The organism is Thermoactinomyces daqus (genome assembly GCF_000763315.1).
Taxonomy (GTDB): Bacteria; Bacillota; Bacilli; order Thermoactinomycetales; family Thermoactinomycetaceae; genus Thermoactinomyces_A; species Thermoactinomyces_A daqus.
On the sequence record NZ_JPST01000016.1, the window covers coordinates 1 to 16,466 of the forward strand.

At 47.2% G+C, this 16,466-nt stretch carries 15 protein-coding genes and 1 pseudogene; all 16 read left to right on the top strand.

Annotated features, from left to right (window positions below; all coding sequences use genetic code 11):
- Positions 1-225 (top strand): HNH endonuclease signature motif containing protein (locus JG50_RS0108675; RefSeq protein WP_033100739.1); only part of this gene is annotated, 225 nt, incomplete at its 5' end.
- Between the two features lie 97 nt (positions 226-322).
- Positions 323-685: a P27 family phage terminase small subunit gene (locus tag JG50_RS0108680; RefSeq protein WP_033100740.1), complete on the top strand. Its 363-nt coding sequence runs from the start codon at positions 323-325 to the stop codon at positions 683-685.
- Entirely contained in the window at positions 666-2,357 is a 1,692-nt protein-coding gene (locus JG50_RS0108685) for a terminase large subunit (RefSeq protein ID WP_033100741.1), read from the top strand. The genes JG50_RS0108680 and JG50_RS0108685 overlap by 20 nt, the downstream gene beginning before the upstream one ends.
- A gap of 14 nt (positions 2,358-2,371) precedes the next feature.
- Positions 2,372-3,586: a phage portal protein gene (locus JG50_RS0108690; protein WP_033100742.1), complete on the top strand. Its 1,215-nt coding sequence runs from the start codon at positions 2,372-2,374 to the stop codon at positions 3,584-3,586.
- Complete coding sequence (locus JG50_RS0108695) at positions 3,564-4,340, top strand: head maturation protease, ClpP-related (RefSeq protein ID WP_033100743.1); 777 nt, start codon at positions 3,564-3,566, stop codon at positions 4,338-4,340. Before JG50_RS0108690 ends, JG50_RS0108695 begins: the two co-directional genes overlap by 23 nt.
- Positions 4,337-5,189, top strand: a pseudogene (locus tag JG50_RS18175) (phage major capsid protein). Before JG50_RS0108695 ends, JG50_RS18175 begins: the two are co-directional and overlap by 4 nt.
- A gap of 17 nt (positions 5,190-5,206) precedes the next feature.
- On the top strand, positions 5,207-5,383 hold the full coding sequence (locus tag JG50_RS20435) for a hypothetical protein (protein ID WP_181735440.1): 177 nt from the start codon (positions 5,207-5,209) through the stop codon (positions 5,381-5,383).
- Between the two features lie 15 nt (positions 5,384-5,398).
- Entirely contained in the window at positions 5,399-5,683 is a 285-nt protein-coding gene (locus JG50_RS0108705) for a head-tail connector protein (RefSeq protein WP_033100744.1), read from the top strand.
- A 12-nt stretch (positions 5,684-5,695) separates the two neighbouring features.
- Positions 5,696-5,899, top strand: coding sequence for a hypothetical protein (locus JG50_RS0108710; protein ID WP_033100745.1), 204 nt, complete (start codon positions 5,696-5,698; stop codon positions 5,897-5,899).
- Entirely contained in the window at positions 5,886-6,218 is a 333-nt protein-coding gene (locus JG50_RS0108715) for a phage head closure protein (RefSeq protein WP_033100746.1), read from the top strand. Before JG50_RS0108710 ends, JG50_RS0108715 begins: the two co-directional genes overlap by 14 nt.
- A 1-nt stretch (position 6,219) precedes the next feature.
- The gene (locus tag JG50_RS0108720) at positions 6,220-6,594 is read left to right on the top strand and encodes an HK97-gp10 family putative phage morphogenesis protein (protein WP_235281648.1); all 375 of its coding nucleotides are present in this window, start codon (positions 6,220-6,222) and stop codon (positions 6,592-6,594) included.
- On the top strand, positions 6,591-6,962 hold the full coding sequence (locus tag JG50_RS0108725) for a DUF3168 domain-containing protein (RefSeq protein ID WP_033100748.1): 372 nt from the start codon (positions 6,591-6,593) through the stop codon (positions 6,960-6,962). Before JG50_RS0108720 ends, JG50_RS0108725 begins: the two co-directional genes overlap by 4 nt.
- Positions 6,962-7,840: a major tail protein gene (locus tag JG50_RS20020; RefSeq protein WP_081943801.1), complete on the top strand. Its 879-nt coding sequence runs from the start codon at positions 6,962-6,964 to the stop codon at positions 7,838-7,840. The genes JG50_RS0108725 and JG50_RS20020 overlap by 1 nt, the downstream gene beginning before the upstream one ends.
- 48 nt (positions 7,841-7,888) lie before the next feature.
- The gene (gene gpG / locus JG50_RS0108735; protein WP_033100749.1) at positions 7,889-8,257 is read left to right on the top strand and encodes a phage tail assembly chaperone G; all 369 of its coding nucleotides are present in this window, start codon (positions 7,889-7,891) and stop codon (positions 8,255-8,257) included.
- Positions 8,258-8,431: 174 nt separating this feature from the next.
- A complete protein-coding gene (locus JG50_RS0108740; RefSeq protein WP_033100750.1) occupies positions 8,432-14,569 on the top strand; it encodes a phage tail tape measure protein in 6,138 nt (2,045 codons plus the stop codon).
- 36 nt (positions 14,570-14,605) lie between these two features.
- Positions 14,606-16,444, top strand: a complete 1,839-nt coding sequence (locus JG50_RS0108745; protein WP_152568524.1) for a hypothetical protein — start codon at positions 14,606-14,608, stop codon at positions 16,442-16,444.
- Positions 16,445-16,466: the final 22 nt, after the last annotated feature.

Genomic DNA, 16,466 nt, shown 5'->3' on the forward strand with positions numbered 1-16,466 from the left:
CAGGTGTGCTTAAAGAAGGGACGGCTCACGCCTGCTAATACGGTGCACCACATCGAGCACCTGACTGACAACCCGAGTCGAGCACTAGATGAATCGAACCTCATCAGTATTTGTGCGACGTGCCATAACAAGTTGCACCCGGAGAAGGGACAAGGCAAGCCAAAGCAGCAGAGGAAACGGAAAGCGCGCGTGATCCGATCGGTGGCCAACGAGGAGAGGGCATAGCCCCCCTACCCAAAATTCTGGGGTTCGGGAGCCCGTAGACCGGCGCGGCCCCTTCGTTTTCAGCGCGGCACAAATTCTCATGTGAGGGGGGGTTGAAATGGCAGCGGAATACAAACCTAAACGCATCATCAAGCACAAAGAGGCAAAAAAGTTGTTCCATATCATTGTACAGGAACTGGAAAAAGAGAATGCGCTCAATGATCGGACCATGATGATCGTGGACAACATTGTCTTGCTGGAACAGTTGAAACAGGATCATATGGCCGATATCAAGGAGCGCGGCGTCGTGGAGTTGTTTAAAAACGGCTCTCAGGAGATGTTCCGAGAAAACAAATCTGTGGACAAGATCCTGAAGATCGTCGAACAGCAGCGGAAGCTTCAGGCTGAACTGAAACTGACACCTGCCTCCGAGAAGAAGATCACGGAGGTGGTGACGGTGGATGAGTTTGAAGAGTTCTGACCTGATGACCACCTCCTATGCCGAGGGCGCAGTTGCTGGCCGCATAGTCGTTTCAAAAAAGGTCCGTTTGGCTTGCGAGCGTCATTTGCGCGATCTTGAGCGTCAGGGAACCGATCACTTTCCGTTTGTGTTCGATGAGGCAAAAGCACTCCGACCGATTGAGTTTATCCAGCGCTTTTGCAAGCCATCGAAAGGGAATTACAAACGGCTGATACTCCAACCCTGGCAACACTTCGTTATTGGTTCGCTTTATGGCTGGGTACACAAAGACACCGGGCTCCGTCGATTCAAAGAGGGGCTTATTTTTGTTGCCCGGAAAAATGGTAAATCGACGATGGTTTCCGGTCTGGCCAACTACGGATGCTCCAAAGACGGCGAAAAGGGCGCCGATGTCTATTTGCTGGCCAACTCCATGAAACAGGCCCGCGTTGTGTTCGACGAGTGTCAGAAGATGGTGAAGTCATCGCCGCTCTTGACCAAACACTTCCGGGTGTTGCGGGATGCGATTCACTTTGACAAGACGTTTTCCAAGATCGAGCCGCAGGCATCCGATAGCGAGAAGCTGGATGGTTTGAACTGTCATCTTGGGATCTTCGATGAGATTCACGAATACAAGGACTACAAGCTGATCAACGTTATCAAAAACAGTACCGGTGCCCGGGCACAACCGCTCATTTTATATATCACGACGGCCGGATACCAGCTGGATGGTCCGCTAATGGACTACTACGAGAAAGCGGCTGATGTGCTGGAGGGTGTGATTCAGGACGAGCGGACCTTTTATTTCATCGCTGAACTGGATGAAGAAGACGACATCGACAATCCGGAAAACTGGGTAAAAGCCAACCCAAACCTCGGCGTTTCGATCGATCTCGAAACCATGATCGAAGAGTGGAACACCAGGAAGCACATCCCGGCAGAGCGCAATGACTTTATCACGAAGCGCCTGAACCTGTTCGTTCAGTCCGACGAGCAATCCTTTATTGATTACGAGGTGATCAAGCGAAATGACGGCATGGTCGACCCAGCTGATTTGGCTGGGAGGAGCTGTATTGGTGGCTTTGACCTATCTCAGACCGAAGACTTTACCGCTGTTTGCTTGGAATTTTGGCTAGATGATGGCCGAGTGATGGTGCTGTCACATTCCTTTGTGCCGAGGCGGAAGGTAGAGCTGGATAATGAGAAACTACCGTTCCGTGAGTGGCAAGAAGAGGGGTTGCTTACGATCTGCCCAGGCGATTACGTCGATTACAAGTATGTTTTCGATTGGTTCGTTGAGCAATCCAAACGGTATTCCATTGAATTGATCACCTATGACCCGGCTAACGCATTTCGCCTGGTCGAAGAGATGAAAGGATATGGATTCCAGACACAGGTAGTCCGGCAAGGAGCTATCACCCTTAGCCCGGCATTGAAAGATGTTAAGGAGCTTCTTCTGGATGGGAAAGTGGTATTCAACCGGAACAAGCTATTTCGGTGGTATCTCAACAACGTCAAGCTCGTTGAAGACCGAAACGGCAACTGGCTCCCCACGAAACAGAGCCGGTACCGGAAAATTGATGGATTCGCTGCTTGGTTGAATGCCCATACGGAAGTAATGAAAAAGATGGTTACGCCTCAAGGCAATGGAAACATTAGCGTTATATCCATGAACGATCTACTCAAACGATGAAAGGTGGTGATTATTTGCGATGGTTCACGAAACTTAAAGCGGCCATTAATGGAGCAATTACGGGGTGGAAAGGACAGGGGTTTGATTTCACCAGCTGGATCGGGCGCACATTTTGGGGTATCGACAATTCAACGCTTGCGACAAATGAAACGATTTTCAGCGTGATCACGCGGTTATCCAATAGCCTGGCGTCTTTGCCGCTCAAGCTCTACAGGAATTATGACATTGCATCAAACCAAGCAGCCGACATACTCATCAACGGACCGAACGCTAACATGACCTCTTTTGAGTTCATCCGTAACCTAGAGACGATTCGAAATGAAAAGGGCAATTCATATGCCCTCATTGAAAGGGACATTCGGGGGCAGGTAGCAAGGCTAACGCCGCTCAATCCTGATTATGTAGAGCCCGTATTCGACACTGATACCGGTGATCTTTGGTATCAAGTGATCGGAAATAAGGGCACTTATTACTTTCACAACATGGATATCCTCCATTTCAAGCACATTATCGGGAGTGGCGGCATTAAAGGGATTAGTCCGCTCAAGGTGCTCACGAACACCAATGACTTTGATAAAGCGGTTCGTGACTTCAGTTTGAAAGAGATGCAGAGTGCTCCAAACTCATTCATCTTAAAGTACGCGGCAAACGTAGATATGGAAAAGCGACAACGGGTAATCGATGATTTCAAGCGATTTTACCAAGATAATGGGGGAATTTTGTTCCAAGAACCGGGCGTGGAGATCGATCCGATTGAAAGGAAATTCATTGCTGCCGATATTTTCACATCTGAGCGGATTACGAGATCGAGGGTGGCCAACGTGTTCAATGTTCCAGCTCACATGCTCAATGATAGCGAGGGGCAAAGTTACTCCAGTATGGAGCAGCTCATGAGGGAATTTGTTCAGCTTACGTTGATGCCGATTGTGCGCCAGTATGAGCAGGAATTTAACCGCAAATTGCTTTCGCCGGCTGAAAGACAAGACGGTTTTTACTTCAAATTTAACGTAAACGCCCTGTTGCGCGGCGACACCGCTACACAATCAGATTACTACATGAAAGGAATCCGAACAGGCTGGTTAAAGCCAAATGAAGTGCGCCAGTTGGAAGATTTGCCGCCGGAGCCGGGAGGGGAAAAACTCTACCTCAGCGGCGATTTATACCCGATTGACATGGACCCAAGCCTTAGAAAGGGGGTGAAAGCGGGTGGAAACGCAACAACAAACTAAGTTTTGGGAGATAAAATTGTCTGCCGAGGACTCAAAAACGGCGGACATTTTTATTTATGGCGACATTGTTAGCTCCCAATGGTACGAGGAAGACACCACTGCTTTGAGTTTCAAAAACGACCTCGATGCCGCAGGCGATGTTTCTGTAATCAATCTGTATATCAACAGCCCCGGCGGAAACGTATTCGAGGGCGTTGCAATTTACAACATGCTGAAACGCCACAAGGCCAAGGTAAACGTCCATGTTGATGCACTGGCCGCATCGATCGCAAGTGTGATCGCAATGGCGGGTGATACCGTCTCGATGCCCAAAAATTCCATGCTGATGATCCACAATCCTTGGAGTTTTGCGGTCGGAAATGCCGCTGAACTGCGAAAAATCGCTGACGATCTGGATCGGATCGGACAATCCGTCAAGCAAACGTATTTGCAAAAAGCTGGCAGTAAGCTAACAGACAAGAAGCTGCAGGAGATGCTTGACGCAGAAACCTGGCTTTCGGCTGACGAGGCTTATGCATACGGTTTGTGTGATGTTGTGCTGGAAGCGAGTCAGGTGGACGCATCAATTAGCGATGAGTGGCTCAATCGATACAAAAACGTGCCCAAACAGCTGAAAAATCAAGCCGAAAAGGATCAAAAAGCCGAAAAAACGGGCATTTCAGCCCAAGAAATGGAGATTCGCAAGCGAATTTCCGAAGAAGCAAAAGCAAATTTAGTCTATATTGACTCAATTTTAGGAGGATTGATCAGATGAAAACTTTGTATGAACTGAAACAAAACTTGGTCACGATCGGTCAGCAATTGCAAAAAGTCGAGAGTGAGTTGTCCGAAAAGGCGATCGACCCAAAGACCACAACGGAAGAGATTCAGGCTCTGCGGGAGACAAAAGAAGACCTGAAAATGCGTTTTGACGTGATCAAACAGCAACATGATGCGTTGGAAGCGGAACAAAAGGCGAAATTGGAAGCTCAAATGGCTTCTCAAAAGGATTTAAAGACCATTGATGACCCCAAGGAACGCCTCATCAAAGCAAAAGCATAAATTCAAGGTTTTGGCGGGGATTTCTGAGACGGTATTGAACGGCTCTGACGCGAATCTGGTCTCTTACGTTGAGATGGCCTTACAATCCGGTGTCGCCGCAAAAGAAAAGAAAGTGGCCTTTGCAACCACTCCGAATACTGGTGAAGAACATATGTCCTTCTACGCAGCCGGCATCACGGAGATCACAGAGGATAGCATGTACAAGGCAATCAAGTCCGCATTGGCAGACCTCCATGAAGATTACCGCGAAAACGCTACAATTGTCATGCGGTATCAGGATTATTCGGATATGATCGAGACCCTGGCGAATGGCAATGCCACCCTGTACATGGCCCAGCCGGAGCAAATCCTTGGGAAACCGGTAGTCTTTTGCGATAGCGCAGTAAATCCAGTGGTCGGTGATTTCTCCTTCTCTCACTTCAACTATGATCTGAACACGCTGTATGAGAACCAAAAGGATATCACAACCGGTATTGAGCAATTTGTTGTCACAGCTTGGTTTGATCATCAAATCAAACTGAAATCCGCATTCCGCATTGCTAAAGTTGCACCGCAAGCTTAATGAAAGGGGTGTAGACAGTGTATCTAAACCAAATTGACCTGACGCCAGGTGGAAAAATCACTGCTGACGGCAAGCAAGCTGATGCTATTGCCGATCATCCCGACCCGGCAACAGCCACTACAACAGACATTGCAACCAAACAAAATCAAATTCTAGCGGTCCTTCGCAGTCTCGGGATTATTGCATCATCTTAATTGGGGGCATGACAAATGCTTACCCTGACTTTGGATGAGCTTAAAAATTATCTTCGGATTGATGGGAGTGAGGATGACTCTTTCCTCACTCTCCTCATTGATAGTGCCAAAGAGTATTTGATCAATGCAGGGGTGCCGGAATCCGATAGTAATTTATATAAACTGGCCGTTATGCTGTATATCGCTATGCAATACGAAAATCGAGACCCGAGTGCCCGTATGGATGGGTTCAACTTTGCTTTGCAAAGCATCATTCTGCAGTTAAAGGACTACCCAACGGACACAACGACAACAACGTGAGGTGAATGATATATGGGAAAGTATCTGGTGACTTCGGCCTTTATCGATCGATTCACCCGGGTGCTTTATAAAAAGGGGCAAGTATATGAAACGAATGACACCAAACGTATAGAAGAGCTACGAACAGGCGGTTTCCTTGGCGAAGAGGTTGCCCCACCAACAAAGGCGAAAGAGAAACCCGCCAAAAAGGAAACGACGAAGGATGCGAATCAGTGACCTTCGCCATCGGATCACCATCCAGCAAAAAACTACGACCCGTGACGCTGAGGGAAACGTGCGCGAGTCTTGGAATGATGTGGCGACAGTATGGGCCGCTTTTGAACCAATGACCTCTCGATGGCGTGAGTTTCTCCAAGCAGCCGCTATCAACGCGGAAAGTTTTGTCCGCTTCCGGATCCGGTATCGTTCAGATGTGACCTCGGCCATGCGGATACTTTATGCTGGTCGGCAATTCGATATTGTAGAAACCATCGACCTGAATGGTCGCCATCAAGAAACCCATATTTTTGCAAAGGAAGTGACCGCCGGTGGCTGAGATGGAGTTTACTGGGATGGATGAGATGATCATAAAGCTCCAGCAACTAGGTGCCCGAGCGGCCCGCGTCGAAAATGCAGCACTTCGGGCAGGAGCGGAGGAGCTTCAAAAGACAATGAGCCGAAACGCGCCTGGACCGTCCGATAAAAAGAGGAAACACTTGAAAGAAAATATCCAGATGAGCCGCGTGAAACAAAAAGATGGGGTAAAAGCAATTGAAGTAGGCCCGGGGAAAGAATCGTTTTACGCTCAATTCTTGGAGTTTGGCACGTCGAAGATGTCTCCTCATCCCTTTGTAGGGCCAAGTATTGACGAATCGGCCCCGCGAGTAACAGAAGCAATGGCTGAAAAGTTGAGGAAAGGGATCGGCCTATGATTAACCTTAAACCACTTGTGGTATCAGCGCTTGAATCGAATCAGGCGCTTATTTCATTGCTTGGCGGGCCCCGGATCTACTTCATGGTGGCTCCGGACGCAGAGGAATTCCCCCGAATCACCTACTATGAGCTAAATAACACGGATGAAGACTATGCAGATGACGATCCATTTTCCAGTCGGGTTTCCTTTCAAATCTCCATCTGGACAAAAGATCCGGCCCAAATTTCTCCGATCGCCCTGGAAGTCGATCAAACGATGGCGGAGTCCGGATTTTATCGCACATTCACGACCGATTTATATGAGGATGACACAAAAGTCTTTCACAAACCAATGAGATATTCAATTATCAAGGAGGTTGTATCCTAATGAGTGGCGTTCAAGTGGGTTTACGCGATTTGCATTATGCCATTTTGACTCAAGATGATGCGAATGGTGTTTCGTATGACGCGCCTGTAAAAGTAGCTGGGTTTATCAATGCAAAGATAACGCCGACAACGAACTCAGAAACACTCTACGCAGACGATGGGCCAGCTGAGGTAGCTACGGCTCTCGGCGAAATTACGGTTGAGCTTCAGGTGAAAGATTTGCCGCTCGATGTTCAGGCGGCTTTGCTCGGACATACAGTTTCAAATGGAATGCTGGTCAAAAACGCGGATGACCAAGCACCATATGTAGCGATCGGCTTCAGATCGCTCAAATCGAACGGTAAATATCGATATGTTTGGCTCTTTAAAGGGAAATTCACTACCCCAGAAGCCGAATTCCAGACAAAAGAAGACAAACCAACGTTCCAAACGCCAACAATTTCAGGTTCTTTTCTTAAACGTGAATACGATGGGGCTTGGCAAGTGATCGGTGACGAAGATATGCCTGGTTTTAGCCAGTCTAGTACATGGTTTGACTCAGTAGTAAACGTTACTGCTGATACCACGCCGCCTACCGTCATGGTTTCACCGGCTGACGGAGCGACAGCAGTCGATGTTACATCGAATATTGTTTGGACCTTCGACGAACCAATTCAAGAAAGCACCGTTACTCCCGCAAACTTCTTCGTGTTGGATTCGACCGGGGCGGAGGTGGCCGGTACTTTGTCGCTTAGTGCGGACAAAACGACGGTTACGTTTGACCCGACTTCAGACCTCGCCGCAACCACTTCCTATACGGCAATCGCGACGAAAAACGTCAAGGATTTGGCTGGAAACAGCCTAGCACAGAACAGCGTAACCAACTTCACAACTGCTTAAGAGGGCTGATTTTGGCCCTCTTTTTTTCTTACATAAGGAGGGAGAAATGTGCTTAAAATCACGCTTCATCTAAACGGAGAAAAGAAAACATTCTCCACTAACTTCATCTCAGGGTACATGTTTCGGAGAGCGTTGGAGCTTGACGAAAAGCGAAATAAATACTTGAAAAAGCTGTTAGAGGAGCAAGAACCCAGCAGAGAAGAGCAAGAGGAGCTTTTGGATGAGTTATACACCTTCATTTCTGAAGTCTTTGGCCAACAATTTTCGGCTGAGGAGTACGAAAAAGGAACGGACGCTCGGAATATAGTTGATCAATCCTGGGCGGTCGTTCACGGAATCATTAATCAGACGATGGAACCATTTGAGGGAGTGGCCGATGATGATACCCAAAAAAAGAAGTCGAACCGGCGGAAGTAGTGAACGAAATGTATTTGAACCTGATTCAAGCCGGTTGGAAGCTCCATGAGATTGACCATATGGATATTGTTTTTTATATGCGGCTACAGGCTCATGCATTGAAAGGGAAAAAGCCTGAGAATCAAACGGTTTACATCGACCAATTAGGAATTTTTTAAGTGAGGGGGTGAAAAGATGGCAGAAGAGATTTTGAGCCGAATTAAAGGTGAAGTCACGTTAGATAGCAAAGGGTTTGCCCAAGGTGTAGCTCAAATAAACCGACAATTGAACGTGTTAAAAACTGAATTTGATGCTTCAAGAGCGAAAGTGCGGGCATTTGGCAAATCGCAGGATCAATTAAAAACGCAAGCCCAATTGTTGGCGCGGCAAATTGAACTACAAAAGCAAAAAGTTTCCCTTTTAGCTCAAACTCATCAGGAATACAGCCAAAAAATTGGAGCTGAAGCAAAACAAACTCAACAGCTTGCGTCCCAGCTTAACAGAGCAAAAACCGCTCTAACCAATATGGAAGGTTCCTATCAACGGCTTAACGCCCAATTGGGGCCCGCCGCCGAAATGCAGCAACGTTATACTCGCGCTCTTGATCAGCTGGAACGGAAAATGCGCTTGATTCAATCCGAATTTCGGGTATCGGAAGCTCAAGCTAAGGCATTTGGGGATTCCATTGATCAGACACGAGTTCAAATTTCTAGTTTGGAAAAACAGATTGAACTTCAACGGCAAAGGGTTAATCTCTTATCGCTGGCTTATAAAGATGCAACCCGAAATCTCGGGAAAAATGCGAGCGAAACAAGAGAAGCGGCCGTTCGACTGAACGAAGCAAAAGCCGCATTAGCTGGTTTAGAGGGGCAACTACGCCAAGCAAATAGAAACTTAGCTACCTCTTCACTTGCCCAATCGTTCGATCAACTCGAACAGAAAATGCGGTTGGTCCAGTCTGAATTTCAAATTTCGGAAGCACAGGCAAAAGCATTTGGAAAATCAACTGACCAAATACGAGTTCAAATCTCTGGTTTGGAAAAACAAATTGAGTTTCAACGAGAAAAAATCCATCTTCTTTCGATTGCATACAATGATGCAGCGCAGAGTTTGGGGAAAAACGCCAAGCAAACCCAGGAGGCGGCAATCCGATTGAATGAGGCCCGGGCCGCATTGACCGGAATGGAAGGGTCACTCAAGCGATTGAGCACTCAATTATCCCAACAAAATTCTTGGTTCGGTCGCTTTGGCCAAAATATGTTTCATGTCCGGGATCAAGCAATTGAAACGGGTGCTGCTTTGGGGGTAATGTCGGCCGGTTTGGCAGTTGCTTTCGGGAGCGCTGTAAAGAAAGCTGCCGATTTTGAGGCTCAATTATCCAGTATTCAAGCCGTGACTGGTGCTTCAGCACAGGAGATGGAGCAATTCCGCCAATTGGCCATACAGATGGGGGCACAAACCAAATTTTCTGCGACAGAAGCCGCCCAAGGAATCGAGGAATTGGCCAAAGCTGGCGTTTCCACCAGCGATATTCTAAACGGCGGTCTGAAGGGCGCTCTTGATCTGGCGGCAGCTGGTGAACTTGATCTTGCAGAAGCGGCTCAAATCGCATCTACCGCCCTGAATGCCTTTCGATCCGAACACCTTTCTGTAGCAGAAGCGGCCAATATTCTTGCTGGTGCCGCGAACGCTTCGGCCACAGACGTGAAAGAAATGAACCTGGGTCTTTCTCAAGTGGCGGCTGTTGCGGCTAGTGCTGGACTATCATTCAAGGACACGGCGACTGCCTTGGCTGTTTTTGCCCAAAACGGATTAAAAAGTAGTGATGCCGGAACCTCGCTCAAAACGATGCTCCTTAATCTGACACCTTCCTCCAAACAGGCGGCGGATGAAATGAAAAAGCTAGGCATTATCACGAAGGATGGAAAAAACCAGTTCTTTGATGCACAAGGGCGGGTTAAATCGTTTGCAGAGATCGCCGGAGTTCTTCAAAAGCAGCTGGCAGGTCTTTCCGAAGAACAGCGAAACCAAGCGCTTAAGACGATTTTCGGAACCGATGCGATCCGGGCAGCAAACATCGCATTTAAAGAAGGAGCATCAGGAGTCCGAGCAATGTCTGATGCGATGTCCAAAACGACAGCGGCAGATGTGGCGGCCAAACGGATGGACAACTTGAAAGGAACCATTGAACAGCTCAATGGTGCTTGGGAAACGTTCCAGATCCAAGTGGGTTCCGCTTTCCTTCCTATCTTGAAAGAACTGGCTAAAGATTTGAACGCCGTGGTTGATTGGTTTTCCAAACTAAGCCCAAGCACCAAAGAGGCCCTCGGTATATTCACGGCAACGACCGCCGGAATTCTCGCGCTTGGTGGAGCTATCGCAGGAATCATTGCTATTGCCAATCCCTTCACTGCTGCCGTTGCTGGCGCCGCGATCGTCATCGGCGGTCTATCTGCCGCGTCCTATAAACTCAATCAAGATATGAAACAAAATGAGGAAAACGCCATCCGCTTTGGATATGGAGTATCACAGGGGACCATTCAAGCGGCAAAGGGCTACATGGACCTGCGTGACAAGGCTTTGGTCAATCTCGCCCAATTGCGAATCTCATCTGGAGCAGAAGCACAACGGATCGTGAACGAAACGGTCAATATCTTCGCCCAAATGGGAGACAAGATAACGGCCGCATTAAATCAAGATAAAATCAACGTGCAAAAAGCCGCTGCCGGTCTGTTGGATCAGGTTCCTAAAGCTCTCCAGCCTGCCGTTCAAAACGTGACAGACACGGCCATCAAGGCAATTGATGCCCAAGTTCGGAGGGTACAAGATGCTAATAAAATCATCCGGCAAGGGCTAATTCAATATGGTGGAAATGTTTCCAAGATGCCCAAACAATTCGCCGCTGCTTATCAACAAGCCATCAAAGACCTTGATCAAACATCTCGTACTTTCGTACAAAGAATCGATGATTTAAACAGTTATATGGAAAATATGCAAGCTGACCAAGGGAAAATTACTGCGCAGGGTGCGAAACAGTGGCTTGCAGATATTAATAAAACTTATGATCAAGCAATCAAAGCCGCTCATAAATGGGCCGACGAGCAGCGAAAAGTTTGGGAAGAACAATTCGCCAACGGGAATATTACGAAAGATCAATACGACTTAATGTCCAAAGTTATTAATGAAACAGAAAATCAGAATATAGCTGTTGCTAAACAGACTAGAGCTAAAGCAATGAAAGAGTTACAAAAAGACTTATCTGACGAAGCATATTTATACGACTACCAAACAGGGAAAATGCTAGATCGATATGAAGGGTATGTAACTGCCAAAGCGGGGTTGATGAAAAGCGATCAAGAACTGATGAAAGAAGGGAAAGAACGATTCCGCGAATACTCTGACAGCATTATCCAAGACGCTGATCGCTCGACAAAAGAAGTTAAGAAAAGACAACAAGAGCTGATCAAAGAATACGGAAATATGGGAACGGCGTCCGTGAACCAACTCGCCGACATGATTAAAAAAGGCGGTAAACAAGCACGAATAGCAACGGAAGCCCTGGCAGTCCAAACTCGGGATGGGTTCAAAATCAATTTAGGCCCTGAAGGTATGGTGACCGTCAATTCGTTCATTAAAGGGCTTCAGACCGGAAAATATACAGTTCGGGATATAGCTATTGCTCATATGAGCCAACTACGAGCGGTGTATGGTGACGGTAATTTCACACAAGAGGGGATCAAGGCGATTGAATCATTTACGAATGGGCTCCGATCGAAGAAACCGGAGGAAATCGCCAACCAGCTAGGACTGGATCTCAAATCGAAGATGAAAATTGATCTTGGCCCGTTAGGGAAAGTCAGCGCCCAGACGTTCGCGAAAGGACTTTCTGATGGGACATACACCTTTGATGCTGTATACACCTATTTTCGGAATCAGCTCAACGATAAGATGAAATTCGACCTTTCAGCCGAAGGTAAGCATAACATCGAAACCCTCAAGTTAGGAATGCAGGCCGGAGCAATTGACCTGCAAGAAGCGGCCGCGGTGTTGGGGCTCAACATTAAGAGCAAGCTCAAGGTGAATCTTGGCTCCGAAGGGCAATTCACTATAGCCACACTTTTAGCTGGCCTGCAATCTGGAAAGATCGACATCGAAACCTTTGCCAAGGGAATCAAAGAATTTCTCAAATTGCAAGGCATGAGAATCGATCTCACGGCGGAAGGGAAAGCTGCAGGCGATTCACACGCCAAAGGTTTGAATGCAAGCAAACCAAATATACAGAAAGCAGCATCCTCACTCAAGTCTACCACGGAAAAAACGCTTGGATCAGCAACTGACGGGGGTGGTGGTAAGAAAGTAGGTAGCGAATTTACCGGCGGGATTTCATCCAACAAAGGTAAAGCCGCAAATGCGGCTTCATCCGTAGCTGGTGCAGCAAAAAGTAATCTTCATGTGAGCGGAACCTACTCACTCGGTCTTGCTGTGGCTTCTGGTTTTGCAAATGGGATTTTAGGTGGAAAATGGGGAGTAATTTCGGCTGCCGGAGCTATTGCCGAAGCGGCTTGGGCCACGATCAAAAAGAAGATGGGAATCCATTCGCCCTCACGCGTAACAATGGAACTCGGGAAATATACAGCCCTCGGATTTGAGGAGGGGATGAAGTCTCGACTTTCCCAAATCCGCCAAGTTAGCAACCTTCTTTCCCAGGCGGCACTCCCTGTAGCAGTAACCGGATCTGGAAGCGCTGGAGCAGGGGCGACTGTTCAATCAGTGAACTCGAACGTATCCGCACCTGTTTCGATGGTCTTTCAGTTCAATCGACCCGTTTTTCTTCAAAACCGTGCGGACATGCAAAGGTTGGCTGAAGAGTTGACACCGTTCATCTCGTCAGCGATCAACAAACAGGATACATTAGTGAACCGTGCGAAAGGGGTGATTCAATTCAAAAACCCTCTTCATCCACCTATCTCCTTGGTGACGACCGCGATTGCCGGTCGCCCGGGGAGTTTTTACTTTGGCCAGAATCTTGGCGAGAAAACGATCGAGGTGCCTATCATTTTCTCATCAGTAACAAAAGCCGATCTGCCCGCAGTCAGACGCGCGCTGGTAGATTGGCTTTTTTATGATGAACCAAAGCAACTAATTCTTCCAGATGAACCTGACAAATATTATATGGCCAAAGTTTCGGGCGACCCCGATATTGATCAAATGATGAATACCGGTTGGGGGACAATCACCTTCATTTGCCCGGACCCGTTTGCCTACAGTGTAACGGAAAAAACGGTCAGTTTTGTTCCCGACAACCCGCTGACTGTCACGAACAACGGCGGACTCGAAACCTATCCTCAGTTTCATTTTGAGTTCACCGGAAACACCACAGAATTCGCGATCATATCGGCGGACGAGTACATCTATTTCGGGCAGCCAGCGAGTGTAGACACCCAAACTCCTACCACCAAGAGAACAAAGGTTTTAGATGATCCTTGCTCCAGTGTTGCCAGCTATACTGCCGGGGTCGGAGTGGATGGTGGAACGGTTACTGGTTCGCTCATGTCGGATGGAAGCGCTATTCGGGCGAGTGACTACGGAACCGGCAGCACATGGCACGGTCCAGCAGGGGTGAAATCATTGGGTCAGCAGATTCAGGACTTCACCGTCCAAGTGGAAGCAGGTTTCAAGTCTGGTTATGGATATCAAGTTGGTCGTCTGGAAGTGTATCTGCTGGACGTCAATAACGCGATCATTGGGAAAATAGCCATCCGGGACAGCGATGCAAGCATTGAGAATCCTTATATGGAAGCCAGGGCGGGAAATCTGTCAACGGGTCATACTTTTGTGAACTACACCGGACCAGTCGGCCACTGGAAACAGTTCAATGGCCCAATTCGGATCACCCGAATCGGTCAAAGGTGGGAATTCAGTTGCTCCCGCCGAGATTCTAACGGAAATCTGTACGACACGTTTTCCTATTCCTATATCGACAAAGACAATCAATATAACCAGCAGCTTGCCGGCATCCAGATCCACTTTGGCACATACGGAACACGGAGTGCTGTTTCCACCAACTATATCGAACAAATTCAAGTGTGGAACGAAAAAACGTTGCTTTCTACTGAAGTTCCCTATGTATTTGAACCGGGAGACATACTTGACATTGATTGTGCTGCCGGTACCATTACGAAAACCAGCAACGGGAACCAAGAGTCGTTCTACTATCAGATGGATCCATCCAGTTCGTTCATTCGGTTGGAAAAAGGGAGTAATGATCTTTCCATTTATCCGAATGACATCATCACAAATTCCTATGTAACATTCCGTGAGAGGTGGTTGTGATGGACAAAATTCCAAATCTATATGTGTAAAAATCAGGTGACGTTGGGAGATTATCGGCCGATCCAAATTACAGGAACGGATCGAATCGACCAAATCAAAAAGCAAATCAGCGAAACCCTTACCATCGCTAAAGGTGCAGCGGGAACCGGATTACATGTAGTAGCAAATTCGCCTAAACCTGAAGTGGATGGATACTATTCCTCTGATCCTGGTTACTTGGAAATCGAAGTGACTGAAAATGTCCACCTGGGATCTGTTTCAGTATTCACTTTTGATGAGAACACCACAGGGACAGTCAAAGTGCAAGATGGAAATGGTAATGACTTAAAAGTGATTCCTGTAACCCTTCCAGTAGAAGGAGAAAACATCATTTCCATTGATTATTTGCTAAGAAAAGATGTAGGCTCCTATAGATTGTATGGGGAGTTTGACAAAGAAGTGTTCTATTCGGTTTCCCCAATCAACTATCCATTCGATTCTGGGAGCTTCAAAGTTGTGGGAAGCTTCACAGATGGTTGGGATATTTTCTACAACATCTATATCGGTGGCCCGGGGATCAAAGGATCTTATGGTCAGGACTTGGTATTAGACCAGGTTAATTCATTTGTCCAATACGCTAATGGTGAGGCCCAAATCGTTGCAGATAGTAATCAGATCGCTTTGGGGACCGTGATTGCAGGAAAAGTTATTGCTCCAAATGTGGTTACGCTTGGAACAAGTGATGACGTCACCTATTATGTCAATCCTCAGAGTGGATCGGACGAAAATGATGGGTTAACATCTGCTACCGCCTTTGCATCGGTCGATAAAGTATTGAGTATTACAGACAGAGCCTTTGATGGTGACATAACCATCAACATTCTCAATGATGTCTATGATGATATTGTCATCATTGGGTATCAGGGAAGCGGCAGCTTCAACTTCCAGTTTAATAACAACGTCATGACAGGAACCTTTAAGGTGCAATCCTGTAGTGTCCGGGTTAATGTCTATGATGCAATCATCAAGCGGAAAGCCGGAGAAGTTACAGCAGTTGCACAGATATACACCAGCAATTATGTCTACTTTAGCAACTGCACCTTTATCGGTGTCAGGGATTTAAACAACACAGCAAACGCCACCTCAGCCACGGTTGCAGTATACGACAACAGCTTTTGCTATTTCTATCAGTGCCAAATGTATGGAGCGAACAGGGAAAATATTAGGGCTAGTTATGGTGGAAGAGCGATGGTACATGACTGTACTGGAGGTAATTCTTCGTATGGGGTATTTGCAGAATATGCGGGGTTTGTAGGTGTCAGAGGGACTGTACCAAATGCCTCCTCTCCTCAGAATTCCCAGTATGGCGGCCAGGTAGTAGGGGTTACCAGTGGTAACAATGGGACTACTCCTTCAAACCCGACAGCCACTTACACCTCTTCCTGGAACTCAACAGAAGGGAATACCTGGTCGATGAAATACAATCTGTGGCGGAATACCGGAGAGGTTAAGCAAGGGCAATGGTCTACCTATGGAAATAACATCGGTTGCTGGTTCTTTAACAATGGCCCAACCTCAACAGTGACAGGGAAGACCATTAAAAGAATGCAGTTTTACTGCAAAAGGAAGGACACGGGTGGATATGGTTCCACTAAAGTGACTATTCGCTACCATAACTATACCGGCAGACCAAGCGGTCAACCCTCTGTGTCCAGTGAATATGTGTATGCCACCTTTAATCGAGGTGATGCCCTGTGGATCGACTTGCCCAGTTCATTCTTCGCTGCATTCCAAAATGGGACTGCAAAAGGCATAGCCCTCTACACCGCTTCCGGGGATGATGCTTACTATGCTATTTTCGATGATTCAGCCATTTTAAAAATCACTTACCAGTAAGGGAGTGTTGATACATGGCTAC